Source organism: Methylovulum psychrotolerans, assembly GCF_002923755.1.
GTDB classification, from domain to species: Bacteria; Pseudomonadota; Gammaproteobacteria; order Methylococcales; family Methylomonadaceae; genus Methylovulum; species Methylovulum psychrotolerans.
This window is the reverse complement of sequence record NZ_PGFZ01000001.1, coordinates 840589-864950: the sequence shown is the minus strand read 5'-3', so window position 1 is coordinate 864950 and position 24362 is coordinate 840589. Positions and strand designations below refer to the sequence as shown.

The window sequence follows — 24362 nt, the reverse complement described above, 5'->3', positions numbered from 1 at the left end:
GTTATTATTGTTATTATTAGTTAAAAAATTTAACTTAACCCAACTAAATTGACTGATTTTTATTATTGTTATATTGAGCCTTGCGGCTCCTCCTCCCCCTTCTTAGCCAGCTTTTTATGCTGGTCTAACTCTCTAAAAGGTGAGCTATTGTATCCTGACGAAAACTACCCTGTCTATAAAATGGAAACAGTTTATTTGTAAAAAATCTGTAATAAATAAAAAGCCTAATAAATAGAATTTGTTAGCGAGTCGATAAAATAAAAAAATTTAAAAGTCGGCGGCAAAGACTGCGTTTTGTTAAGCTTGCGTTCAGTTAACGTCATAACGCTTTAGCGGTTTTGTCGCGCTTGTATTTCCTCGGTCATGAAAAAATTAAGCCGTTCGGCCAAAATCGCCGACAATCGTTCGGTCAGGCCTTTGGATTTTTGCGCCAGACGGATTTGCAGGATAGCATCGCGCACTTGTCCGGTCGCATAATAATATTCTGCCAGATAGCGGTGCGATTCGGCGGGTTGGTTGAGGCGGCTATAGACTTGCGCCAGCAGTTCCCAATAAATCGGCAACCGCTGGGTGTTGAGGTTGAGTTGGCTTAAGTTGTCTTTGGCCTGTTCGGCTTTGCCGACCTTAATCAGGGCACTGATATAGTCGAGCTTGAGGGCTTCATTTTCGGGGTATTGCTCCGACAGTTGCCTGTAGCGTAGCACCGCCGTGCTGAAATCGCGTGCCTCTAAGGCTGTCCGCGCCAGTGCCGTGGCATATTGCATCTGGTTGGGGAAGTTTTTGTGCAACTCTTGGAAAATGGCTTCCGCGTCTTTAAACTTCTGCAATTTTAGAATGCTTAAGCCTAAGCCGTAACGGGCGACCAAACGTTGGTCGGCGGTACCTTGGTTGAGATGTGACTGGAAATATTTTAGGGTATCGGTATCATCAGTAGAGGTGATGACGCGGATTTTGGCTTTGATGAGCTGATACGCCAGCGAATCGGGGTATTGTTTATAGGGATAGGTTTCGGCGCGGCCACGGGTGTCGGAAATCCGCGAGGTGGTGACCGGGTGGGTGCGTAAAAATTCCGGCACGTTTTGGCCATAAAAGCGTGTCGATTGCTGCATCCGCTCAAAAAATGTCGGCATACTGCGCGGGTCAAAGTCCGCACCCGCCAAAGTTTGCATCCCTACCCGGTCGGCTTCGGCCTCGTGTTCGCGGGTAAAGTTGATTTGGAATTGGGCGTTGCCCGCTTGGACGGCGATAACGGCCGCCTGTGCCGCCGCAGCGGATTGGGTGCCGAGTAAAATCGCCGCCAGCGTCGCGGCCATGGTCGGGATGGACATGCGGCTGGCGGCTTCCGCGCTACGGTATAGATGCCGCTGGGTAACGTGGCCGATTTCATGGCCGATAACCGAAGCCAGTTCGCTTTCGGCTTCGGTCATTAAAATCAGCCCCGAATTGACCCCGATATAGCCGCCTGGGCCGGCAAACGCATTGATGTCGTTTTCCATAACCACAAAAAAATAAAACGGGTAGGCGGGCGCGTCGCTGTGTGCGACTAAGCGCTGCCCTAAGGTTTGGATATACTGTTGGATTTCGGCATCTTGGCTGACGGTGATTTGGGAATGCAGGCTACGGAAAAAAGCTTGGCCCAATTCTTTTTCTTCTTCGCCAGTCAGCAACGAGCCGGAAGAGTCGCCCAGTTCCGGCAGGTCGATTTTGCCGTTTTCCAACGCGTAGTGGGTGCTGGGAAAAAGGGCGAGGCTTAGCCCTAACAGGAGTGTGGCAGGTTTCAGTGTCATGGTGGAGTATCGGCAAGAGAAGAGGGGTGGAACATAACGTTAAACTAACAGACCGCTGAGGCCGGAGATAGTTTTTAGGATGCGCAAACGGGTAAAATAATAAGTTCTGATTATAAATCATCCCCACCCTTGTCGCCACTGCCATTACGGTAGTTAATTGCCATTAAAATCATATTATTAGGCTTTTGTTAATTCAGGCTTGCCGCCGCATCGTAGAAATTATGAAATTTGTTTTGCAAATCAATTCCAGCCCTTACCAAGCCAATGCCGGGCGTAGTGCCTGCGCGTTTATTAACGCCGCCTTGGCACAGGGCCATCAGATCCGGCAGGTGTTTTTTTACCATGACGGCATTTACCATGCCCTGAAATATGCCACACCGCCCGATGACGAACCCGCGCAAACGCTGCAATGGCAGGCTTTGGCGCGGGAACACCAAATTGATTTAGTGGTGTGCATTTCCGCCGCGCAACGGCGCGGTTTATTGTGTGCCGATGAGGCGTGGCGGCAAGGCAAGCAGGATGATGATGTCGCGGAGGGCTTCCGTATCGGCGGCTTGGGGCAATTGCTGGCCGCGACCTTAGAGGCCGACCGTTTTATCGTCTGGGGTTAAGATGAAAAAGTATTTGTTTGTGTTGCGCAAACCCGCCCATAGCGGCGCGTTTGTCCAAGAAATGCTCGATATTATCCTCACCACGGCGGCGTTTGACCAAGCTGTCAGTGTGTTATGGTTGGACGCGGGGGTGTTTGCCCTTAAGCGGCATCAGCAGCCTGAGGGTTATGGTTTTAAGGATACCGCCGCTAGTTTGGCGGCGTTAGCCTTGTATGATGTCACCGATCTGTACACCGAAGCCGAAACCTTGGCGGAATATGGCTTGGTGGCCGATGATTTGGCCTTGCCTGTGCAAGTGTTGCCACGTCAGGCTATCGCCGCGTTTATGCAGGATTTTGAGGTGATTTTTTCGGCTTGATCTAACATCTTTACTGATAAAAATAAGCCTTTATGGGGATTTGCGCCATAAACCTTTTATAATGGCTGGTTTTATTGACAAGGAATCCGCTATGGAAAATTTACCGCCCAAAACCTGTGCAATCGAGCGTCTGGTCACTCAGCCTAAATTAGTCGCCGCTGTTAAGGCAGGCGCTAAGACCCAACAACGCCGTGATGGTGTGTATGGTTGGGTCGGTGAGTGTTTCGACTTAGAAGGCATGGCCTTTATTATCACCGATTTAAGCCGCCAACGTCTGGGGGATATGACCGATGAGGATGCCCGTGCGGAAGGCTTTCCGGGTTTGGCCATGTATAAGGACATTATCTTAAAAATGCACACGGGTATGAGCTGGGATGACGACCACTTGGTGTGGGTGCATAGCTTTGCCGCCAAACCGGAAGTTTGACCGACAGGCATTGGTTTTGTAATAGGCGGTGTTAGCGGTAGCCAAGGCTAAGGCCGTTGCAGGGGTGTTTATAGCGGGGCTGTCGCCGCTAACCATCACCCTCGCCGCCGTAATTTCTGCCGGATTTGCCCTTGTTCTTCCGGTCCGCACATAAAGGCATAGAAAAAGCCTGCCGTCAGCAAAACGTAAGCTACGCCCAGTACCCCTAAAATACCGATCCATTGCCAGCGGTTGGCTTGTAATAACCCTAGCCACGGCAGCAGTGCGGCCATTAAGCCATAGCCGAACAGGTAGGGTATGATGCCGGGCATGAGTACCGAGCGGATAAAGCGCCAGAGCGTAAGCTTTAAGCGGAAATTGCCGACCAACAGGTAAATCAAGGCGCTGAGGATACGCGCAGCCATGACCAGTACGGCGATGGTGACGATAGTAAAGCTAAAATACTGCCAGACGGTGATTAAGCCGACACCGACAAAAGCCGCTTGCCAGCCGATGTAGCCAAAGGTGCGGGCAGGGTGGTTGATGCCTTGATAATACGCCGATAAGGGGCCGGTCAGGACGTGCAACTGATAACCCGCACAAGCACAGGCCAGCACTTTGACGGTGTCGGCCATGTTCATTGTGGTAGAGTTGCCTATCCACGCAATAATCAGCCAGGTTGCAAACGGGGCGAGAAAGCCCATCGCCAAGCCATTGAGCAAGTTCAGGTAACGTAAACCTTGGGTGTACAGGCGTTGGATGTCTTCCTGTTTGCCTAAATGATGGGCTTCGGTGATGGCGGGCAGGAAGCTGGCGTTCATGGAGGAAAACACTTGGCTGGCCATGACCGGAAATTTTTGCCCCAAATCTAAAACGGCAATCGCCGCCAAGCCGCTTAAGTAACCTGCCAGTACCCGTTCAATAGAATACATGGCGACACTCAGCAAGCCGGACACTTGCAAGATGCCACCATATTTTAAGAAGGTGCCGAAAAATTTGCGGTTGACCAGCCATAGGCTGATGCGCAAGTCAGGGATGGCACGGTAACACAGGGCGATATACACCAGCGTGGAAAAAATATACCGCGCGAAAAACGCCCAGAGCAACGCTTCGATACCGTAATGCAGGAGCAGTAAGGTGACGATTAAGGCGGTTTCCAGTAAGAAGCTGATAATCCAGACCAGGGTTTGCTGGGCGATTTTTTGTAGCCCGTGCAAGATATAGGCAAACGCGCCGAGGGTCATATCCAGCAACATGGTCGCTAAGGTGCCGAGGATCAGCACTTGCGCGGTGTGCTGTAAGTGCGGTGCGACCTTGAAGGTTTGCAGCAGCCACGGCATAGCCAGCCAAATGCCTGACAACGCTAGCACGCTGAAGGTGAATGTTAGCAGTAAGCCTGTGCTGACTAGGCCGCTAATGGCCTCGTGCTGGTTTTTGGCGTTGTATTCGGCGACATAGCGGATATAGACGTTAGACACACCAAACGCGCCCATGCTAACGTAGCTTATCAATAAAAAACAGGTCGCCCACAAACCGTATTCTTCCAGTGACACATAATGCAGAATTAACGGCGGCAGGCCGACGCGCGTTAACAGGTATAACAAACGGCCTGCGGTTTGCGCTAAGGTGTTACGGAAAAAAGAATTGCCTGAACGGGGCTTTTTCATAGTCGTCACTGTAATTTTAATAGGCGTTGGCGTAGAGTATAGCCTTGTTGCCCGGTTATCAATACAGGCGGGATTAAGATGCCGTAAAGTTGCGGCATAACAATAATTATAAGGGGGTTACTGATGCGCTTACTGTTGCGTAAATTATGGTGTGCTTTTTTGAGGAAAAATGCCATGCAGTCGGGGCGTTTTGTCGGCCTGTACCGCAAGTTTTGTCGGCCTGACGGCGAGGAATGGGCGCAGTTTTTAAAGCGCCACCATATCCTGTATCAGATGGGTGAGGATTGTGTCGTTCAGATGAATGTCGAAATCACTGACCCTAAGCATGTCCGGCTAGGTAATAATGTGCGGATGACCGGTTGCACCTTGTTCGGGCATGATGGCTCTATCAATATGCTGAAAAAAATGACCGGACGGTGTTTGGATAGCGTCGGCAAGATAGACATACGCGATAACGTGTTTATTGGCCATCGGGCGATTATCATGCCGAATGTGACGATAGGCCCTAATGCCATTGTCGCGGCGGGTTCGGTCGTCACCCGCGACGTGCCGCCCAATACTATCGTCGGCGGCGTACCGGCCAAGCCTATCGGTACGGTCGATGCCTATCTTCAGCGTTGTGAAGAGCGCACCGAAGCGTTGCCGTGGCGGCACTTGTTGGCGGCGGATAATTTTGCCCCGGCTACGGAGGAATTGACCCGTTTACGTTGTGCGTATTTTTTCCCGCCGGAGGAAAGTGCCGGGTAGTTGGGGGATACGCTGAAGGTCGGGCTTGCTATTGGCGAAGTTAAGGATAGAATGAAACGACAGCCGAATAAAAATTAAAAATGGCGTTAAGCTAGGAGAAAAAAACATGTTTCCGTTTGACACGACAAAGCCCGTAGTGGGTGAGGCCAGTGTGCTGATTAATCAGCCAAGCACCGATATTTTTATTTTTATTGGCGAGCGTTTTTTTGAAAATTACCCAAAATGGGCGTTGGAAGTTACGCAATTCCAACCCCTTAACGGTTTGACGGTGTTTGTCGGCGCTAAAGCCGAGCAATTGCGCCGTGACCAAGGGCAGGAAATAAAATCCGTTTTTGAAATCACCGAATTTCATCCCTTCATCAAGCTGACCTTCAAAGGCCTTACCGCGCCGTATCAGAATACCTATTATCTGGAGCCGGACGCTAGCGGCGCAACCTTATTGACTTTTAGTTTCGCGCTGTTGGAACTGGAATTGTTCATGCGGCCATTTGAAAAGCTGATCCGTTCCGCTATTGAAGAAGGCGCGGAAAACACCGTCGAAAATATTAAAAAACTCTTATCGGATGATATTGAGGCCTATCACAATCTTGGAGCGTAACCATGAGTTTTGTTGTTGAAAAAGATAATGGCTTAATACCACAAATCCTCTCCGCCATTTTAGACGAGTGCGTCAATGGGGTGACTTTGGCCGACCCGGATATTGAAGGGGCGCCTATTGTCTATGCCAATAAGGCATTTGAGCGTTTGACAGGCTATGGCAATGACGACATCATCGGCCATAATTGCCGTTTTTTGCAAGGCGTGGACAGGGAGCAGCCGGAGCGTTATCTGATTGCCGAGGCAATGAAAGCCGGGCAAGGCGTTGAGGTGACGTTACGCAATTACCGTAAAGACGGTGAGCTGTTTTATAACCACCTGAAAATAAGCCCTTTGTATGACCGTAAAGGCCGGGTGATTTATTATCTGGGTGTGCAGTACGATGTGACGTATCAAGTCAATGCTAAGCATGAGATAGCGGAGCTGACTAATTTGTTGGGTGCCCTTTCGGGTAAGGGCGAGTAATCGGGCAATGCCAGATAGCGGCTTGGCATTGGCTAAGCCGACACAAACCATCATCCTATAGGTATCATAATGAGTCCGGCAGAATCCCCCGCGCTGTTGGCAGAAGCCAGCCAACAGGCCAGTTTGTTGTTTAATGAAGTGCTGTTTGGCTTGGCGATGCTGGCTTTTGCTGTGCTGATGGTGATGGAGCATATCCAACCTTACCGAAAATTTACGAATAAAATCAGTAAGGAATCGTTTGTCACCAATACGACGGCATTTTTGTTTAATAATGTTATCCTGACCGCTTTACGCGCTTCGTCGCTGTTTTTTATCGCCCAACGCTTTTCCGGCTTTGGCTTGTTAAGCGAGATGGCTAATGGCCCGTTAAAATGGCTGTTATCGTTTGTTTTGTTCGATTTTTCGATTTATCTCTGGCATTTGGTCAGCCATAAGTATGAATGGCTATGGCGTTTCCATAAAGTCCACCACAGCGACAAAAGCTTTAATGTGTCGACGGGCTTCCGTTTTCATGTCTTTGACCTGTTCTTGGAAATTTTATATAAATGCCTGTTTGTGATGATTATTGGCGTGGATGCTTATGTGGTCTTGGCGATTGAGATTATCGAACTGTTTTTTATCTTTTTTCACCATGCCAATTTGGCTTTTAAATACGAAAACCTGATTTCCCAATTCATCATCACGCCGTCTTTGCACCGTGTCCACCATTCCGCCTTACGCAAAGAGCATGACAGCAATTATGGCATTGTCCTGTCTGGTTGGGATAAACTGTTCGGGACGCGTAAGGAATTGGTGCCGGAAAAAATTGGTTTGGATACGATTGTCGCGGAAAATTTTTTGCAGTTGTTTTTTCTGGCTTTTGTCACCGAGCGGCATATCCGGCGGCTGTTGCAGATTATCCCTAAGGGGAAGAAGTAGTTTAAGTGGTTGATGAAGGCAGAAGACGGATAAGCTTAATCAGTATAAATTTTTAACGCCTTTTCAATAAATAGGCAGTCCATGAATAATAACAATAAAATCCGTCTGTTACTGTCAGCTTATCAATGTGGTGTCGGGATGGGGTCGGTATCGCAGATTGGCTGGGAGTGGTATAGCCGCTTGAGCGAATCTTGCCATGTTACTTTGCTGACCCATAGCCGCAACCGTCCGGCGTTGGCGGCTGCGGGTGCGCCGTTGGCGGATTCCGAGATTATTTATATTGATAGCGAATGGTTTGCGGGGCCGTTGTACCGCTTTGCGGGCTGGTGCTTTCCGCGTAGTGAGCATCCTAAGTTTCTGATCGCCTCGTTAGATTTTTTCGTTTATGACTGGCTGTCTGTCCGGCAGATGCGCCAACGCCTGAAAGCGGGGCAAGCGTTTGATATTGTCCATGCGGTGACCCCTGTTTCGCCGTTGGCGGCTACCCGTTTGTATAAGCTCGGTTTGCCTTTGGTGCTGGGGCCTTGGAACGGCGGTTTGGCATCGCCTAATACGTTCCCGGAAATTATGCAGGCAGAGTCAAAATGGCTGTATTCCTTACGCAATTTGGGGCGGGTGTTTGATAGGTTGGTGGGGTCTACCCGTCATGCGGCACTGATTTTTACCGCCACCCAAGCCACTTTTGCGGCGATACCCGTACAATATCAGAGCAAATGCCGCTATTTGTTGGAAAATGGCGTTAATTTGGACTTATTCCCGCCCGCACCCTATCCGCCCACCGCTTCCGCCAGCAATCCGTTACAAGTGGTGTTTACCGGGCGGTTGTTGCCGTTTAAAGGTGTGCCGATGTTATTGGAAGCGGTAAAGGCTTTGGTTTTTCCGGTGCAATTGACGATAGTCGGCGAAGGTTCCGAGCGGGGCCGCTTGGAGCAAATGACCGCAGAACTGGGTTTAAGCGATACTGTCCGTTTTACGGGGAATTTGCCCTTAGCTGAGGTTGCGCAGATTATGCAGCAGGCGCATGTGTTTTGCTTGCCTTCGGTGCGCGAATCCGGCGGAGCGGTGTTGCTGGAGGCGATGGCGGTGGCGCGTCCGGTGATTGCTGTTGATTTTGGTGGGCCTTCGGAAATTGTCGATGCGGCGGTGGGAGTAAAGTTGCCCGCCACAGGTAAGGCGGCGGTGGTGGAGGGTCTGATTGCCACATTGACGGATGTCTATGAGCGTCCGCAACATTGGCAAGCTTTGGGGGCAGAAGGTCGCCGCCGGGTTGAGGACAATTTCAGTTGGGCGGCGAAAATCGCCGCCGCTATCGGGTTTTACCGTCAATTATTGGAAGTACGCCAATGAGCCATTCTATCGCCTATTTAGTCAGTCAATATCCGGCCTATTCGCACACCTTTATTTTGCGTGAGGTGTTGCAATTGCGCCAAGCGGGTATGGCGATTGCCGTCGCTTCGATTAACGCCCCTGATCGCCCCTTGGATAAGCTGACCGAGATTGAACGTGGCGAAGCGGAACAGGTTTTTTATGTTAAAGCCCAAGGGATGTTGAAAGCGGCCTTGGCGTTAGGCAAAACGTTGTTTACCCATCCGGGCGGTTTGTGGCGCGGCGTACGCCATGCCATTAAGTTGGGCGGTTGGGATATTAAGCGCTTGTTGTATCATGGTTTTTATCTGGTCGAGGCCGTACTGGTCGGCCAGTGGTTGCGTAGCCGCCAGCTTAAGCATCTGCATGTGCATTTCGCCACCCCCGCCGCGTCGGTGGGGATGCTGGTAAAAACGGTGTTCGGCACGGGGTTTTCTTTTACTGTCCACGGCCCTGATGAATTTTATGATGCGGCGGGCTATAACTTGCCGGAGAAAATTTTGGCGGCGGATTTTATTTTCTGCATCAGCCATTATGCGCGTAGCCAAGTGATGAAGCTGTCGCCTGTACAGGCATGGCCGAAGTTTGATGTCTGCCGTTTGGGGGTCGATACCCAGCGTTTTACCCCCAATCGGACTTCGCGCCCTGCTACGCCTTATTTGGCCGAATTGTTGTGTGTCGGGCGTTTGACACCTGCCAAAGGCCAAGCGATTTTACTGGCGGCGGTGGCGCAATTGCACAGCCAAGGCTTTCCGGTCAAGTTGACCTTGGTCGGCATGGGGCCGGATGCCGAAAGCCTGCAAGCTTATGCCGAGCAATTAGGGATTAGCGGTCAAGTCGAATTTACTGGCGCGGTCGATCAAGACCATATTTTGGCGTTTTACCAAGCGGCTGATATGTTTGTCCTGCCCAGTTTTGCCGAAGGTTTGCCAGTGGTATTGATGGAGGCGATGGCGGTGGAAATCCCTTGTATCACCACGGCGATTACGGGTGTGCCTGAGCTGATCCAAAACGGTGAGGATGGCTTGTTAGTCGCCGCTTCGGATTGTGATGGTTTAGCGGCTGCTATCCGTGCTTTGGCGACCGATGCCCGGTTGCGTGGCCGCTTAGGAGCAGCCGGACGGCGTAAGGTGTTGGCGGAGTATGATTTATATAATAATACGCAGCATCTGTTGGCGGCTTTTGACAAGCGGCTTAAGGGGTAAGCTTGTTGCCTCTGATGTTGGAAAGCATGGGTAGGACGCACTTTAGCCGCTATGGTTATGCTTTTTGCTGCGTGGTTTTCTGCTGTCCGGTGCTGGCGGCTAGTCCTGAGCGGCATTATCAGGTCGAACCTCAGGCGATCAGTGCCCAAGTGCCGCGTCTGGGCGTTAATTTGGGTGAATGGGTGGCTTGGGGAGCGGGGCAGTTATCCGCGAATGTCTTAAAAAATCCGGGCTTTGAGGGCATTATTGACCGCGCCATTGTGCTGGTGAAGGCAGCGGATGGTGTAAGTTTTAGCGATGATACCGCCTGGACGAAACGCCCCGATGGTTTTTGGGCGGGGGCGCGTTACGATGTGCGTAGCGGCGGGGCGGTCGGACAGCAAGGGTTACTGTTCGATTCTAAAGCGGTAGGCAAAATGGGCTTGCCGGAATTTACCGTCATCGGTAATGCCCCGCCGTTAAGTCCCGGCGATGTGGTCAGCTTGACCCTGACCAATGATAGGCGTTTGCCTAGCCAGTGGTGGTTTGATAACGGCTTATTGCCGGGGCAGTTGACAGTGGTCTCGGATGATGTCCACCCGGACAGCCCTGGCTTAAGGTCGCTGGCACTGAGTCCCTTGGCGGGCAAGCCTGTGGAGGTATTGTCTTATTTGGATAGCATCGGGGATAGGGCAGGGAAGCTGTTGCCCGTTAACGGTAAATGGAAATTGCGCTTGTGGCTGAAACAAAAGTCCCCTGGGGCTAAGCTGACGGTCAGTTTCCGCCGCTTAAACGGCGGGCCGGCTTTTTTTCAGGAAACCCTATCGGCTAGTGGGCAGTGGCAGCAGCTTAAGCGTGAATTTACCGCTCAAGATGTCGGCGCGGCGGGTACTTTATCGTTAAGCTTGCGGGTTGAGGGTACGGAAGGCCAGATAATTGTCGATGATATTGAGTTGGGGGCTGTGGTTAACGCCGCTGAGGGGGCGTTCCGCCCGGAAGTGGTCGCGGCTCTTAAACGTTTGCAGCCGGGCTATTTGCGTGATTGGCAAGGCCAATTGGGCGATACCTTTGCTAACCGCATTGCCGATAGCTTTGCCAGACGCGCCAGCCGTTACCGTCCTGGCGCGGAAAGCACCTTTAGTTATGGTTTGCCGGAATTTTTGCAGTTGGCCGCGACGGTGGGGGCGCAACCGTGGGTGGTTGTGCCGCCGACGCTAGGGGATGAAGAATTGCAGCAGTTTGGACGTTATTTGGCTAGCCAAGCCGACGTGTGGCATTTTAAAGAAGTGCTGGTGGAGTTCGGCAACGAAAATTGGAACTCCGTGTTCCGTCCGGCGGGTATTCCCGCCTATCAGGCGCATGGCGAAGCGGCTACCCGTGCGTTCCGGTATTTGTTGGAAGGGGCAAACCACCATTCCGCCTTACATACCGTGGTCAATGGCCAGTATGTCAACCCGTGGCTATCAGCCAAATATCTCGGCGGTGTCAGTAATGCCCAAACCTTGGCGGTCGCGCCGTATTTTTTGTTTAAACTCAATGCTGATGATGACCTGTTAAGCAAATTGTTTAGCCAAGATGATTTTTACCGTGAGACCCGCGATGCCACACGGATGCAGGGTAAGGAGCTATCGGTTTATGAGGTCAATTTGCACACCACCTCAGGTACGGCCTCTGTAGCCAGCCGCAATACCGCGACCACCAGTGCGGCGGCGGGGGCAGCGTTGGCCCAGCGTTTGTTGACCGGGCTAAATGCGGGCATATCCCGACAATGTTTATATACCTTGGCGCAATACGATGCGTTTGTCGAAGGTCAGCAAAACCCGCGTGAGTTGGTCAAATTATGGGGGATTGTCCGTGATCTGGGGGCTAGCCCCCGCCTGAGGCCGACGGGCTTGGCAATGGAAATGCTGAACAGGGTGTTACCTGCGGCAGTGTATCCGCTTAGGCCTTTAGAGCCGGAAGATAAGGCGCTGACCTTAACGGCGTTACAAACCCCTAAAGGCTGGGCGTTAGCCGCCGTTTCCGCTAAGCCGGATGTACAAACGATTAAAGTCCGGTTTCCAGATGGGGCAGACAAGCAACATTGGCGGTTGTTAACATTGGCGAGTGCGGCACCGACTGATAATAACGAAGATGCTGAGCAGGTGCGGATTTTGGAAACGCCGTTGGCGGCTCAGGGAGGGGAGTTGGGTTTTGCCATACCTGCGTATGGGTTTGTGGTGGTGTCGGCGGGGGAATAGGGCAGGGATCGCTGGTACCCAAGGCAGCGGAAAATTGCCCTTTCCCGAAAGCTGGGGGAACAATAAAGCCTAACATACTGGGCTACTGTCTAGCTGTGCTGTTCAGGAATTCCAGCATATCGTCATTTTGTACACGATGATATATTTCTGCTACAGATAAGGTTAAGCCAATGGCCTCAAAAGTGATTTCATCGCCTAAAAAGTAATGTTTCTGTAGCCACCCTTCGCTTCTCCTGATGACCTGAATATCCACCATGTCTTGTTCGATGATCACATATTCTTTTAGGCTGGGGATGTTTATATACGCCATCAGTTTGATGGTCTTGTCTATTTTATGGGTTGTTTTGGACAGGACTTCAACAATGATGATAGGTGTTGTGGTGAAATAAGGTTCGGAATTGTCAAAGCTGCAATCTACCATCACATCAGGATAGAAAAAATTTGAATGGATTCTTAATTTCATATCTGAACCAAAAGGTTCGCAGGGTGAGTTTTTCAAGTGGTGTCTAAATTCTGATAAAACATTTACCGATATTCTTTCATGATTAGCACTCGTTCCAGCCATTGCATAAACTTGCCCGTCAATCAATTCATGCTTGACTTCGCTGGTCAGTTCCCATTTCAAATAGTCTTCCACGCTGGTCAAACCGATATTTTTTATAGTTAACATGTCGTTACTCCAAAATAGGTGATGTATTTTACCGGGTATTGAAATCTTTTTTTAAACTTTGGACTATTTTGACAAATAGCAGCAACTGTATTTCAATCCACGCCTCCTCTTGAAAAGCTGATGCCCATTTGGCTGCAAGGCCAACGTTTAGCCTGTGTTTTATTGTCGTTTGCTTGACACGGAACGCTATATAATGGGTTGCCTATCTATTTTTTTTGAGTGCTTACCAGTCCTTTAATTTACGCCATGATGACTTTGTTTTGCCAACACCCTAGCAAGAAACTGCAACGGTTAGTGTTATTAGGCTGGTTTTGCTGTTTGCAAGGCTGCGTGTCTTCGCCCGCCTTGCTCGATGATGCGGTGATTTCTTATGACAAATCCATTACCGAAACCCTATCTAAGCAATTGTTGCTGAATATCGCCCGCGCCCATCAGCACCAGCCCATGCACTTTACGGGCATCTCTAATATTGCCGCGACCTTCGGCTTTCAGTTTACCGCCGGGGCGGGGCCTGCATTTACGGGCGATAGCGGGGCTTTATTGGTGCCGTCGTTTGGCGGCAGTATCTCGGAGAACCCGACCATCAGCATCGTGCCGATGGAGGGGGAGGAGTTTACCCGCCGTTTGTTGGAACCTTTGCAAGAAGCTAAGCTTACTATGCTGTTGCGGCAGGGGGCGGATGTGGATTTGATTTTGCGCCTGCTGATTGATGAATTGCGCCTGACTGATGCCAAGGGCGATCAGGTTTACCCGAACCAGCCTGCCGATGCGCCAGGCTATCGGACATTCCGGCAAGCCATGCTGCATTTGTCGGCGATACAAGACCGCCATGCTTTATATGTGAATCCTTTGCTGTTTGACAGGAGCTGGGTGTTGCCAGCGGCGACCTTTAGCACCGACCAATTTTCAGACCTGCAAAACGAATTTACCGTACACTACGATATTGAACACCAGCAACTTAAGCTGACTAAACGCGTTACCGGACATATCATCTTAAGCAACTACAATCCGGTCAGCCTGAGTAATGCGGAACGCGAGCAATTGCAACAAGAAGCGGACAGCCTGCACAGCAATGAAATTATGGTTGATATCCGTCCGGGCTATCCGGGTGGCGAGTGGCCTTGGCACGGGACATTGCGCCTGCGCAGTTTTCATAATGTCTTAAACTTTATTGGCCAAGGCATCAGTGACAGCCCCGAATACGCGGTTGCCCAACATCCGCAAACGCCGCCCGTTAAAGAAAACCCTGCCCAGACCTTGGCGGTTATAGTATCGGATAACGAGCCAAAGCAGGCGGATTTAAGCGTTAAATTTGCTGGCCGTTATTATGCGGTTAAGCCGGAGGTGGGTTATCAATGGAACCGCGAGGGTTTTCGCCTGTTGTATCAGGTGTTTCAAATGACCATGAGCGAATTGTCGCAACAAGACGCGCCCAGTATCACTATTGCCAAATAAGGAGGCTTTTTGAGTTTTAATACGGATCCCAGCATGATTATGAAATGTGTAGCTTATCGGCGCGGCATCAGTCTTGGCGATGTCACCATCGAAGATATTAGCGAAGTGCTAAAACACCCGGAAACCTTTGTTTGGCTGGGGTTGCGGGAAGCCGACACTGAGTTGTTGCTGAAAATACAAGAAGAATTCGGCTTGCATGAATTGGCGATTGAAGATGCCTGTGCCGCCCATCAGCGGCCTAAGATAGAAGAATATGGCGACTCGGTGTTTTTGGTTTTGCATACCGCGTTGTTGACGGTGGACAGTGTCGAGTTTGGCGAAACCCATATTTTTGTCGGGAGCCGTTTTGTCGTCACCGTCCGCCATGGCGCGTCGCTGGATCACCGGAAAATCCGCCAGCGTTGCGAATCCATGCCGCACCAGCTCGCCAAAGGCCCCGGCTTTGTCTTGTATGCGATCATGGATTTTATCGTCGATAATTATATGCCGGTGATTGACGGCCTACAGCAACGCTTTGAAGGTTTGGAACTGGCGATTTTTGAGAACCGCTCCAGCCGTCAGACCTTGGAAGATTTGTATGAGTTAAAACGGGAATTGCTGCTGCTGAAGGCGGCGATCATGCCGATGATTGATATTTGTAATGAGCTGATGCGCTTTCACAGCGGTATTGTGCCTAAGGACGTGCAAGTGTATTTCCGTGACATTGCCGACCATATTAAACGTGTCGACCAAGCTATTGACGGTATGCGTGAGATGCTGGTTTCAGCCATGCATGTCCATCTGACCTTTGAAAGCGTCCGGCAAAACGAGGTGGTGAAGGGCTTGGCGGGCTGGGGGGCGATACTTGCCATCCCGACGATGGTGTTCAGTTGGTATGGGATGAATTTCCGCTATATGCCTGAACTGGCGTGGGAGTACAGCTATCCGTTGGTGATGGGTAGCGTTTTGCTGGGTAGTTTGTTGTTATATCGGCGTTTGAAGCGGTCGGGATGGCTGTAGGTGTTATTGGGGCTTGCTTATGGTGTGCTAGGTTAGCAAGCTGCGGTATAAATAGAACGGCTGTTTGCTTTTATCGTGGCGAGGATTATTTCTGCCCGTTTCTCGCCCGTGTTGGGGCGGCTAGATAGTGTGAGGACACAGATTAACTACCGAAGAAACCGCAAGCAGCCACCAGATAAGCTAAGTGATGATGCAGAAGCTTTTTGACATAAGTTTTTGCAAGGCTAACGCCCTAATATTTTCATCAAAAAATTAAGGAAGCGTCGTCATTCCGGCATACCCACGGGGCATAAGATGCGGTTTTGCGTATGGTCTACATTTCCGAAATTGTTGGTGTCAACGCTTTTCTGGTTCACGCGCTTTCCGGGCAAACGGCGTGCTTTTATGATGCGAGTGGATTTTATCCGTCACCAATCAATGCCAAAGCGCTGTTTTTGCCCTTATCCGAAGTATAGGCGCTACGTTGATCACTTAATTTTTACCAACCAGCCATCCGAACCTTTGCAGTTGTTTTGCGCTTCGGCGTTGATCACAATCCGCGCATAGGTGTTGCTTAAGGCGGCGGGGAGGGTGCCGCTGACTTGGAAGCTGCCGTCGTTATCGGGGGTGATGCTGAGTTGGGTGGGCAGGTCTTTGACGGTGACGGTCAGGGTGCTGGGATAGGTGTTTTTTGAGGCGTTAAAGCTAAAATGGCTTTGTGCCGCCACTTCGGCATTGTCCGCTGGCGCAAACGCGGTGAATTTGGGTTTGCTACAGGCTTTGGTGCTACTGCTGCTGCCGTAAGGCCAAGCGGTGGTGCTGGCTAGCATCAATACTAAAAATCCTAGGCTGTGTTTGGCGTTCTTCATTGTGTTGCTCCGGTTGTTGTTATTATGTGGGGTGCGATGACTGTCAGCTTATCGGTTTTCGTGCTATTGTCAAAATTTAGGGGTTGCGCGGTATTCTGCGCTATTGCAATTTTTAAGGTGAAATGGGATATTTGCCTTGTCAGTTTTGGCAAGTAGGGTCTTAGGGGGGGCGTGACCGCTAATAGCGGTGTAAAAACTCATGGGTTATGCTATACAGATATTCCCGTTTTACTATCCGCCTGATAAGGGGAATTTATGATTACTGCTTCTGTTTTTATTGTGACGCAGAATAGTGCGCCGTATTTGCGGGCGTGTTTGGAGAGCTTACGCGCCCAATCGTTGGGGGATTTCGAGCTGATTGTGGTCGATAACGCGTCGTCTGACAATACCGTTGATCTTATCCGTCATGCTTATCCTGAAGCACAAGTGTTAGCGAATAATTATAATTTAGGGTTTGCTAATGCGCATAATCTGGCCTTGACTTTGGCGCGGGGGCGTTATGTGATTTTGTTGGATCCGTCGGCGGCACTGCCGCCCGACCTGTTACAGAGTGCTGTTAAGTCTATGGAAAAAGTGCTTGATGCCGGGATAGGCGGGGCGCTGCTGCAAGACCGGCATGGGCAAACATTGCTGTCGGCACAGTTGTTTCCGTCGTTATTCAATGAAATTTTGGCGTTAGCTGATTTGTCTGCATCCCATTTTTGGGGTCGGTTTGTGCGTTTTGGGGCGAATCCTGCCGAGGCGGCCGCCGTTGATTGCTTGCCTTGCGGTTTTACGATTTTACGCCGCAGCCTATTGACCGAAATTAGGCTGTTCGATTCGCGGTTTTTTATGTATTACGGTATGGTTGATTTATGTCGGCGTATCCATGATGCCGATTTTAAGGTGTATTATTGGCCGGATTTACAAGTGACCCTTTTGGGCGACGCTAGGGCGGGTACTAGGGTGGACGGTGATAAGCTGCTGGCTTTGTGGCGGATGCGTAGCCAACTGTTGTATTACCAGAAATGGCATGGTGTATTGTATGCGCAGTTAGTGAAAGCATTGGCGCAAAATTGCTATAGGTTTAAGGCGTGGCGTAATGGCCGCCGTGCTCCGAATGCCGCCGCTGAAGCGAGGCTGATGGTGCAGTTATGGCGGCAAGCGTGGCAAGAGACGAAAGGCGGTTTGATTTCTCCGCCGCAGCCGTGGTGAGTGCCCGGATTGTTTGCCTTGGTGTGGGCCGCTTGCACGGTGCGGCTATTTAGGCTGGTTGTCAATAGCCGTTGTCGGGTCGGTTGGTGGCCCAAAATTTTTTTAAAATAGCCTAAAACCATGATCCGTTCTAAACTCATTTGCGTGCTGTTAGTTGAAGATGACCCTATAGCGGCACAGCGTGTCCAAGTATGCCTGCGGCAATTTAAAGAAATTCCTTTCGAGGTCGTCCGTGCGGGCAGTGCCGAGCAAGCCCCCACCAAAACCGTGGATTCCAGGGCTAGGGATATGCGTTTTGAAATTGTTTGGGTGCAGTCTTTAGACGAGGCTTTGCCTAAATTGGCTGAATTTCATTTTGATGTCATTGTTTTGGCCTTATCGCTGGCCGATTCCCAAGGTTTGCCGACTTTACAGGCCTTCCATCAACAGAATCAAGCTTTACCTGTCATTGTGTTATTGGGCAACGATGATGACCCGCTTGCCCAAGCGGCGTTGAAGGCGGGCGCAAAAGCCCATGTCGTCAAAGATGATGCGGGTTACGAGGGCTTGGTACGGTTAATCAAGTATGTTTTGCACCGTGCCGATATTGAAACCCGTAACCAATTGCTGATTGCCGCTTTAAAAGCGACCTCCAACGCTATTATCATCACTGACCGCGACGCGCGGATTGAATGGATAAACCCTGCTTTTACCCAGTTGTCCGGCTATAGCTTTCAGGAGTCTTTAGGCCGCCGTCCTATTGATTTGCTAAAGTCTGGTGTCCATGATGCCGTTTTTTACCAGCAAATGTGGGCTAAGTTGGCGAATGACGAGCATTGGCAAGGCGAAATCGTTAACCGCCATAAAGACGGCAGTCTTTATAATGCCGATGTCGGCATTTCTCCAGTCTTCGATAACGCTGGCGTATTGTCTGGTTATGTGCAGATACAACGTGATATTACCGATAGTGTGGTATTGCTGAACGTCTCTGAAGTGTTGCAGAAAACCATCCCCTTAGCGACGCGCTTTGGGCAAGTGTTGCTTATTCTGTTCAATCTTAAGGCCTTCGACTTGGCTCATAAGGGCTGCGTGTTGTTACGTTCAGCCGATGATCCGCTGGCTTTGGTTGAGTTTGTGTTGAGCGGCGACTTAACCCCAGCGTTTCTCGATAGGGAAAAGCGCCTCGATCACCGAGCCTCTTTATCGGGACAAGTATTGCAGAGCGGCGAAGTATTGGTGGCCGATGACTGTTATTGTAGTGTCAGCGACCAGTATCAACTGCTGGATATGCAGGCGCATGGGCATTACGTTGTGCCTTTAGTATTAGGTAATGAAGTTTTGGGTACGCTGTTTTTATTTACCGACTGTTATCCTTTACAGACTGAAAGCCGTTTGACCATGTTAAAGCAAGTGGGTGAAATGATGGCTTTAGCTGTCCGGCAAGAAGAAACCAAAGTGGCTTTGGAAACGGCCCGCGACTTGGCGATGCAGGCTTCATTGATAAAAAGCGAGTTTTTGGCGAATATGAGCCATGAGATCCGTACCCCCATGAATGGGGTGTTAGGTATGTTAGATTTATTGCGCGAGACCAAACTGAGCCCTACCCAACAAGATTGGGTGGATACCGCGTGCAGCTCCGCCGAAGCCTTATTGGATATTATTAATGATATTCTCGATTACTCTAAGCTGGAGGCGGGTAAGTGTGCGGTTGAGCAGATCGAGTTTAATCTGGCCGATTTGGTTGATGATATTTGCGCCTTATTGGCCGTGCGGGCGTACGGCAAAGGTTTAGAACTGAATTGCGCCTTACCCGTGCCTATGCCTTTACAGTGGCTTGGCGACCCTATGCGCATTCGCCAAGTATTGACCAACTTGGTGGGCAATGCCGTCAAGTTTACCGAACAAGGCGAAATCTATATTAAAGTCAGCCGCACGCCACTGACAATGAATCAAGATGAAGTGCGTTTTGAGGTCCGCGACACGGGTATCGGTATCTCCCCAGAGGCGCAACGCCAGTTATTCAAGCCTTTCTCGCAGGCGGACAGTGCCACGTCACGGCGCTTCGGTGGCTCCGGTCTGGGCTTGTCAATCAGCAAGCGCTTGGTCGAGCTGATGGGGGGGCATATCGGTATGGATAGTCATCCGGGCGCTGGTACTTGTTTTTGGTTTACCTTACCGCTGACCTATACCCAAACTCAAGAGACGCGGCAGTTGTCGTGCGATTTGTCCGGCAAGCGCACATTGGTGGTCGATGATAACGCCACCAACCGCGAAGTGTTGGCTAATTATTTGGCGAGTTGGGGATTGGCCGTTTCGGAAGTCGATAACGGTAGTGCCGCGCTGATGCAATTGCAAACCTCCGCCTTGCATGGGATTATTTATGATTTGATCTTACTCGATGTACAAATGCCTATTATGGACGGTTTGACGTTGGCGAAATGTCTGGCGCATATCCCCACTTTAGCCGCCATCCCTATTATTTTGATCTCTTCAGGGGATCAGTTTAATAGCGATGATTACCAAAACACCGCGATTGTGCAGCGTTTGTTAAAGCCGGTCCGGCAGCTGCAATTGTTTGACGTTATCGTTAATGCCCTGCACTGTGTCGATGCGCTGCCGCCAGAGGCCGCCGCTGAGCCGCCTGTACCCTGTTATCGGGGTAAAGATGTTCTGGTCGTTGAAGATAATAAGATTAACCAAAAAGTCATTACGGCCAAATTGGCAAAATTTGGCCTAGTGCCTGAAATTGCCGAAAACGGGCAGGTCGCCCTTGATAAACTGGCCCATCAGCCGTATGACCTGATTTTGATGGATTGCCAGATGCCTGTACTGGATGGCTATAGTGCCACCCGTGAACTGCGTTTGTTGGAACGCCGTCAGGCATGGCCACGCCAGACGGTTATTGCCTTGACCGCGAATGCCTTGGAGGGCGAGCGGGAAAAATGTCTGGCGGCGGGGATGGATGATTATTTGACCAAGCCCATTGTGAGTGAACAATTACAAGCGGTTTTGGCGCGGACTTTAGGTGGCTCTGATGATGGCGGCGTACCCGACCCGGGTCTTGCCACCACACAAGTGCCTGTCTGGGATGAAGCCCGCGCCCTGAAGCAGTTGGATGGTGATCAGGAGTTGCTGGATGAGATGATTAGCTTGTTTTTGGAAGAAGGCGCTAAGCAATTGGCTGTGTTAATGGCAGCGCAGGGGCAAGCGGTGGCGGTGGCAAATGCCGCGCATACCATTAAAGGGACTTTAGGGCATTTTTGTGCCGATACGGCAAAAACGGCGGCCAGTATATTGGAGAATGCGGCGCGTAGCGGCGAGGTAGCCGATTTAAGCGATCTGGTTGAAACGCTTAAGCAAGCCGTTACTGTGCTCATTGGCCAATTGCAAAATCGCTAGGGGCGTTAACGCGTGGCACTGGCTGGTTTTTCTACGGGTTGAGAATTAGGTGCTTTAGTTAATAATCCATTCATAATAGGGTCTGTATAATAAAGCTGGGATTTACAAGAGTAATAGGTCGTAGTATAGTAGTAAGATAACAATAATTTGACAAAGTAAACGGTATTTTACCCCTTCCCATAATCCAGCATATTTTTCACCTTTAAACAATAAGGCAGACATGGCGACCCAACTTAAAAATCTGGCTGATGCGACAATTATTTTCGATAGCCAAACACCGGCTCCACAGAATAATACCGATACGGCGTTACCCAGCATTATCCCCGCAGCAATTGACAGTGCCGATACTACGGACAACAGCACGATGAATACCGGACAAACGGATACCGTTGCTACAGCGGCGGCTGATAATGCGGCAACCAGCACTGCGCCAGTTATTGGTAGTGACAGCACAGCGGATGAAGTGGTGGCAGGTAACGATAGCCCTGTTGATGCTACTGGTGGGTCGCCTTCCGATATAAATGCAACTGTGATTGATAGTGGTGCGGATACCATTATGATGTCTCATGGCGCTGTTTTTGAAATGGTTAATTTTTATTCGTCCGTAATCGTGACTGATATGCCCGATACCACCAGCACGGACGGCGGCGCGATAACCGACCTGACCGACCTCGGCAGTGTAGACGGCACGGACGGCGGCGCGATAACCGACCTGACCGATCTCGGCAGTGTAGACAGCACGGACGGCGGCGCGATAACCGACCTGACCGACCTCGGCAGTGTAGACGGCACGGACGGCGGCGCGATAACCGACCTGACCGACCTCGGCAGTGTAGACAGCACGGACGGCGGCACTGTGACCGACCAAAACGACACCGTTAGTGCGGACGGCACGGACGGCGGCGCGATAACCGACCAGACCGACACCGCTAGTGTGGACGGCACGGACGGCGGCGCGATAACCGACCAGACCGACACCGCTAGTGTGGACGGCACGGACGGCGGTGCTATGACTGACCCTGCCATTGTGGACATTACGGATGGCGGCACGGCAACTTATGGCATAATATCTTGGGTTATTTTTGATGAGCCCATAGAGATAAGCAGTCTGGTAGATGTTTCTTCTGACGGGGATAGCGCAGTTGCTGCGGATGCTGGCACTGATACGACCGACAGCAGTGCGGCAACCGATGACACCATTATTTCGTTAGACGACGGCAATATAGATTTATCGGCTTATACGCCTGATTATAGTAGTACCTGGGGTACTTATGCTTGTATATTCACGATAGCACAAGTTGATATGTTTATATCTTTTGATGCTAATGGCACGGCCTTACAAGATTCAACCTCTTTGAGTGCTGATGCCAGTCTGCCGTTAGTCGGAAATGATGCCTCCTTAAGCTATATTGGTGTTGCGGATGCCAGCAGTGTCATACCGTTAATCGCCTAGTTTCGGCCTATTGCGGTTGCGGTCAAAAAGCCCCTTTTTTAAGGGGCTTTTTTATGGGTTTTGCTGAGTAATTCCCACTTGAGCCCCTACATTAACACGGATGCTTTTTGCAATGGTGCAAAAATAATGCTTCTCCGTTTTGAGCGTCTTATGGTCACTTGTATTTTTACACGCTTGCCATTTTTAGCCTAAAAACCTAGCTTATGCAGTTTAGTTAATCCGCGAAGGCACTTGTATAGCCTATTGCTGTCGATAGGTCACGGTGGTTTAAACAAGAGTAGGCGATGAAAAAATATACCTTGGCGGTAGTGTTACTGGTTGTACTGGGCGGCTTGTCTAGTGAGGGTTGTTGGGCAGAAGGTCATGGCGGAGGCCATGGAGGCGGGGGCGGTGGAGGCGGTGGGCATGGAGGCGGTTATGGTGGAGCCGGTGGACATGGAGGTGGTGACCATGGTGGCGGAGGCGGTTACGGTGGTGGTGGGGGCGGCGGCCACTTTGGGGGTGGTGACCATGATCATGGCCATTTCGGTGGCGGTCATTTTGGCGGATATGGAGGTGGTCGCTTCGGATACGGCGGGTATGGTGGCCGTTTCGGCTATGGCGGCTATGGCTATGGCGGTAACCGTTTGGGCTTTTATTTTGGCGCACCGTATTATACTTATCCCTATTACGGCTATCCGTACCGCAATTATTATGCGCCGCCGCCTGTGGTGATTACTGTGCCGCCCACGCCGCCCGTCTATATCCAGCAGCAAGCGGCCCCGGATTATCCGTCCGGTTCTTGGTATTACTGCGATGATCCGCAAGGCTATTATCCTACTGTCAGAGAATGCCCGGACGGTTGGCAGCGTGTGCCGCCGACAGTCCCCCCGCCCCGTTAAGGAGTTTGTTTATGTCTATAAAGTTGAAAAGTGTGCCGATACTGTTGTTAGCGGTCAGTGGTTGTGCCAGTGTGCCGGAAGGGCCCAGTGTGATGGTTTTGCCGGGTAATGGGCTATCTTTCGAGCAATTCCGTAATGATGATGCGGTGTGCCGCCAATTTGCTTTTTTTCAGTCGGGTGGGGTAGACAGCAATTCGGCTGGGATGAGTAGTGGGGTCACCAGTGCGGTAGTCGGTACGGCGTTAGGCGCAGCGGCGGGAGCGGCGTTTGGTGGTGGGCGCGGGGCGGTGATTGGGGCGGGTAGCGGGTTGTTGTTGGGCAGTGTGGTCGGGTCGGGTGCGGCTGGCGATTCCCAATCGGCGGCGCAACAAGCTTATGATAATGGCTATGTCCAATGTATGTACGCTAAAGGCCATCAAGTGCCTATGGATGGGCAGATTATGCAAGCACCGCGTTCGGCGGCGCCGGTAGCTGACGATATACCGCCACCGCCACCCGGATTGCCACCGCCGCCGCCTGTGCGCTAAAGCCGGGTAACATTGCCGATGGCCTTATAGGAATGTGCATGAAATTAAGTAGGTGTTCCATTGCAACACAGCGTGTTGAACCCCACCCCAGCCCTCCGCCTTTCCCGTCGTACAGGCGAAAATCAAGGGGAAAACGCCCCTCTCCCTGCCAAGGGAGAGTCCTTCTGCTTCGCTCAGGGAATGCGGAGGCTGGGGGGCTATTTAACGCAGTTCCCACTTAGGCCGGAAAGAGGTTTCTTTATCGAAATCCTGCCAGATATAATCGGGGGTGACGATGGGTTTGGTGGGGATGAGAAATGTCGCCATATCGTAAGCACCGTTTAGGGTACGCGCTACCATGTAAACCATGCCGGTGAAAAATCCGGCGGTGGCCGCATAAGCCCAACCTTGTCTGCGCTTGGTGATGATAATGGTTTTAGGCACTTCGGCTATGCCTGTTACGGCATTTGCAACGCCGTTGCCGAATTTGCTGCTAAAGCGGGCAGGGTAGCTGGACGCATTGGCATCGTAAGTGCTGAGTAAGGCCAGTACCAAAAGAATTTTTAACAGAGGTTTCATAAAGGCTTCCAAAAGGGTAAGCAAGCGGGTGGTGAGAGAGGTTAATGTCAGGGG

Annotated in this window: 23 protein-coding genes; 18 read left to right on the top strand and 5 right to left on the bottom strand. The window is 50.9% G+C overall.

From position 1 onward, the window contains the following. Window positions 1-329: 329 nt before the first annotated feature. Window positions 330-1787: a M48 family metalloprotease gene (locus tag AADEFJLK_RS03975; protein ID WP_088619312.1), complete on the bottom strand. Its 1458-nt coding sequence runs from the start codon at window positions 1785-1787 to the stop codon at window positions 330-332. Window positions 1788-2008: 221 nt separating this feature from the next. On the opposite strand from AADEFJLK_RS03975, the gene tusD reads away from it, so the two are divergent. The 3 genes from tusD to AADEFJLK_RS03960 all read left to right on the top strand — a co-directional run bounded on the left by tusD (window position 2009) and on the right by AADEFJLK_RS03960 (window position 3183). Beyond that, entirely contained in the window at window positions 2009-2398 is a 390-nt protein-coding gene (gene tusD / locus AADEFJLK_RS03970; protein ID WP_088619313.1) for a sulfurtransferase complex subunit TusD, read from the top strand. Between the two features lies 1 nt (window position 2399). Continuing rightward, the gene (gene tusC / locus AADEFJLK_RS03965) at window positions 2400-2756 is read left to right on the top strand and encodes a sulfurtransferase complex subunit TusC (protein WP_088619314.1); all 357 of its coding nucleotides are present in this window, start codon (window positions 2400-2402) and stop codon (window positions 2754-2756) included. 91 nt (window positions 2757-2847) lie between these two features. Continuing rightward, a complete protein-coding gene (locus AADEFJLK_RS03960; RefSeq protein ID WP_088621573.1) occupies window positions 2848-3183 on the top strand; it encodes an ASCH domain-containing protein in 336 nt (111 codons plus the stop codon). A gap of 95 nt (window positions 3184-3278) precedes the next feature. Here AADEFJLK_RS03960 and AADEFJLK_RS03955 read toward each other — a convergent pair whose 3' ends face one another. Then, window positions 3279-4829 (bottom strand): oligosaccharide flippase family protein, encoded by a 1551-nt coding sequence (locus AADEFJLK_RS03955; RefSeq protein ID WP_103973366.1) that lies wholly within the window; start codon window positions 4827-4829, stop codon window positions 3279-3281. 123 nt (window positions 4830-4952) lie between these two features. Between AADEFJLK_RS03955 and AADEFJLK_RS03950 the strand changes: the two genes are divergently transcribed. The 7 genes from AADEFJLK_RS03950 to AADEFJLK_RS03920 all read left to right on the top strand — a co-directional run bounded on the left by AADEFJLK_RS03950 (window position 4953) and on the right by AADEFJLK_RS03920 (window position 12345). Continuing rightward, window positions 4953-5576, top strand: a complete 624-nt coding sequence (locus AADEFJLK_RS03950) for an acyltransferase (RefSeq protein ID WP_249027968.1) — start codon at window positions 4953-4955, stop codon at window positions 5574-5576. Between the two features lie 106 nt (window positions 5577-5682). Then, the gene (locus tag AADEFJLK_RS03945) at window positions 5683-6174 is read left to right on the top strand and encodes an SRPBCC family protein (RefSeq protein WP_088619317.1); all 492 of its coding nucleotides are present in this window, start codon (window positions 5683-5685) and stop codon (window positions 6172-6174) included. 2 nt (window positions 6175-6176) lie between these two features. After that, window positions 6177-6638: a PAS domain-containing protein gene (locus AADEFJLK_RS03940; RefSeq protein WP_103973364.1), complete on the top strand. Its 462-nt coding sequence runs from the start codon at window positions 6177-6179 to the stop codon at window positions 6636-6638. Window positions 6639-6707: 69 nt separating this feature from the next. Further along, on the top strand, window positions 6708-7556 hold the full coding sequence (locus AADEFJLK_RS03935; RefSeq protein WP_103973363.1) for a sterol desaturase family protein: 849 nt from the start codon (window positions 6708-6710) through the stop codon (window positions 7554-7556). 81 nt (window positions 7557-7637) lie between these two features. Continuing rightward, window positions 7638-8903: a glycosyltransferase family 4 protein gene (locus AADEFJLK_RS03930; RefSeq protein ID WP_103973362.1), complete on the top strand. Its 1266-nt coding sequence runs from the start codon at window positions 7638-7640 to the stop codon at window positions 8901-8903. Continuing rightward, window positions 8900-10126 carry a glycosyltransferase family 4 protein gene (locus tag AADEFJLK_RS03925; protein WP_103973361.1) on the top strand — a complete coding sequence of 409 codons (1227 nt, stop codon included), beginning with the start codon at window positions 8900-8902 and terminating at the stop codon, window positions 10124-10126. The genes AADEFJLK_RS03930 and AADEFJLK_RS03925 overlap by 4 nt, the downstream gene beginning before the upstream one ends. Window positions 10127-10152: 26 nt before the next feature. Beyond that, window positions 10153-12345 carry a hypothetical protein gene (locus tag AADEFJLK_RS03920; protein ID WP_146054505.1) on the top strand — a complete coding sequence of 731 codons (2193 nt, stop codon included), beginning with the start codon at window positions 10153-10155 and terminating at the stop codon, window positions 12343-12345. Window positions 12346-12427: 82 nt separating this feature from the next. Here AADEFJLK_RS03920 and AADEFJLK_RS03915 read toward each other — a convergent pair whose 3' ends face one another. Continuing rightward, entirely contained in the window at window positions 12428-13015 is a 588-nt protein-coding gene (locus tag AADEFJLK_RS03915) for a Uma2 family endonuclease (protein WP_103973359.1), read from the bottom strand. Window positions 13016-13261: 246 nt separating this feature from the next. Between AADEFJLK_RS03915 and AADEFJLK_RS03910 the strand changes: the two genes are divergently transcribed. Together AADEFJLK_RS03910 and corA are read left to right on the top strand one after the other, a co-directional pair. Continuing rightward, window positions 13262-14470 carry a hypothetical protein gene (locus AADEFJLK_RS03910; RefSeq protein ID WP_249027967.1) on the top strand — a complete coding sequence of 403 codons (1209 nt, stop codon included), beginning with the start codon at window positions 13262-13264 and terminating at the stop codon, window positions 14468-14470. Between the two features lie 9 nt (window positions 14471-14479). Then, window positions 14480-15469, top strand: coding sequence for a magnesium/cobalt transporter CorA (gene corA / locus AADEFJLK_RS03905; protein WP_232463805.1), 990 nt, complete (start codon window positions 14480-14482; stop codon window positions 15467-15469). A 467-nt stretch (window positions 15470-15936) separates the two neighbouring features. On the opposite strand, the gene AADEFJLK_RS03900 is transcribed toward corA, so the two are convergent. Next, entirely contained in the window at window positions 15937-16317 is a 381-nt protein-coding gene (locus AADEFJLK_RS03900) for a hypothetical protein (RefSeq protein ID WP_103973358.1), read from the bottom strand. 255 nt (window positions 16318-16572) lie between these two features. Between AADEFJLK_RS03900 and AADEFJLK_RS03895 the strand changes: the two genes are divergently transcribed. From AADEFJLK_RS03895 to AADEFJLK_RS03875, 6 genes are all read left to right on the top strand, one after another. Next, window positions 16573-17511, top strand: coding sequence for a glycosyltransferase family 2 protein (locus AADEFJLK_RS03895; protein WP_088619328.1), 939 nt, complete (start codon window positions 16573-16575; stop codon window positions 17509-17511). Between the two features lie 120 nt (window positions 17512-17631). Beyond that, a complete protein-coding gene (locus AADEFJLK_RS03890; RefSeq protein ID WP_103973357.1) occupies window positions 17632-20889 on the top strand; it encodes a response regulator in 3258 nt (1085 codons plus the stop codon). 220 nt (window positions 20890-21109) lie between these two features. Further along, window positions 21110-22342: a hypothetical protein gene (locus tag AADEFJLK_RS03885; RefSeq protein ID WP_103973356.1), complete on the top strand. Its 1233-nt coding sequence runs from the start codon at window positions 21110-21112 to the stop codon at window positions 22340-22342. Between the two features lie 363 nt (window positions 22343-22705). Next, window positions 22706-23056, top strand: coding sequence for a hypothetical protein (locus tag AADEFJLK_RS24355; protein ID WP_103973355.1), 351 nt, complete (start codon window positions 22706-22708; stop codon window positions 23054-23056). Next, window positions 23053-23223 carry a hypothetical protein gene (locus AADEFJLK_RS23840; RefSeq protein WP_157679133.1) on the top strand — a complete coding sequence of 57 codons (171 nt, stop codon included), beginning with the start codon at window positions 23053-23055 and terminating at the stop codon, window positions 23221-23223. The genes AADEFJLK_RS24355 and AADEFJLK_RS23840 overlap by 4 nt, the downstream gene beginning before the upstream one ends. Before the next feature lie 11 nt (window positions 23224-23234). Next, a complete protein-coding gene (locus tag AADEFJLK_RS03875; protein ID WP_088619332.1) occupies window positions 23235-23750 on the top strand; it encodes a YMGG-like glycine zipper-containing protein in 516 nt (171 codons plus the stop codon). A gap of 201 nt (window positions 23751-23951) precedes the next feature. On the opposite strand, the gene AADEFJLK_RS03870 is transcribed toward AADEFJLK_RS03875, so the two are convergent. After that, window positions 23952-24308, bottom strand: a complete 357-nt coding sequence (locus tag AADEFJLK_RS03870) for an exosortase system-associated protein, TIGR04073 family (protein WP_103973354.1) — start codon at window positions 24306-24308, stop codon at window positions 23952-23954. Between the last annotated feature and the right edge of the window lie 54 nt (window positions 24309-24362).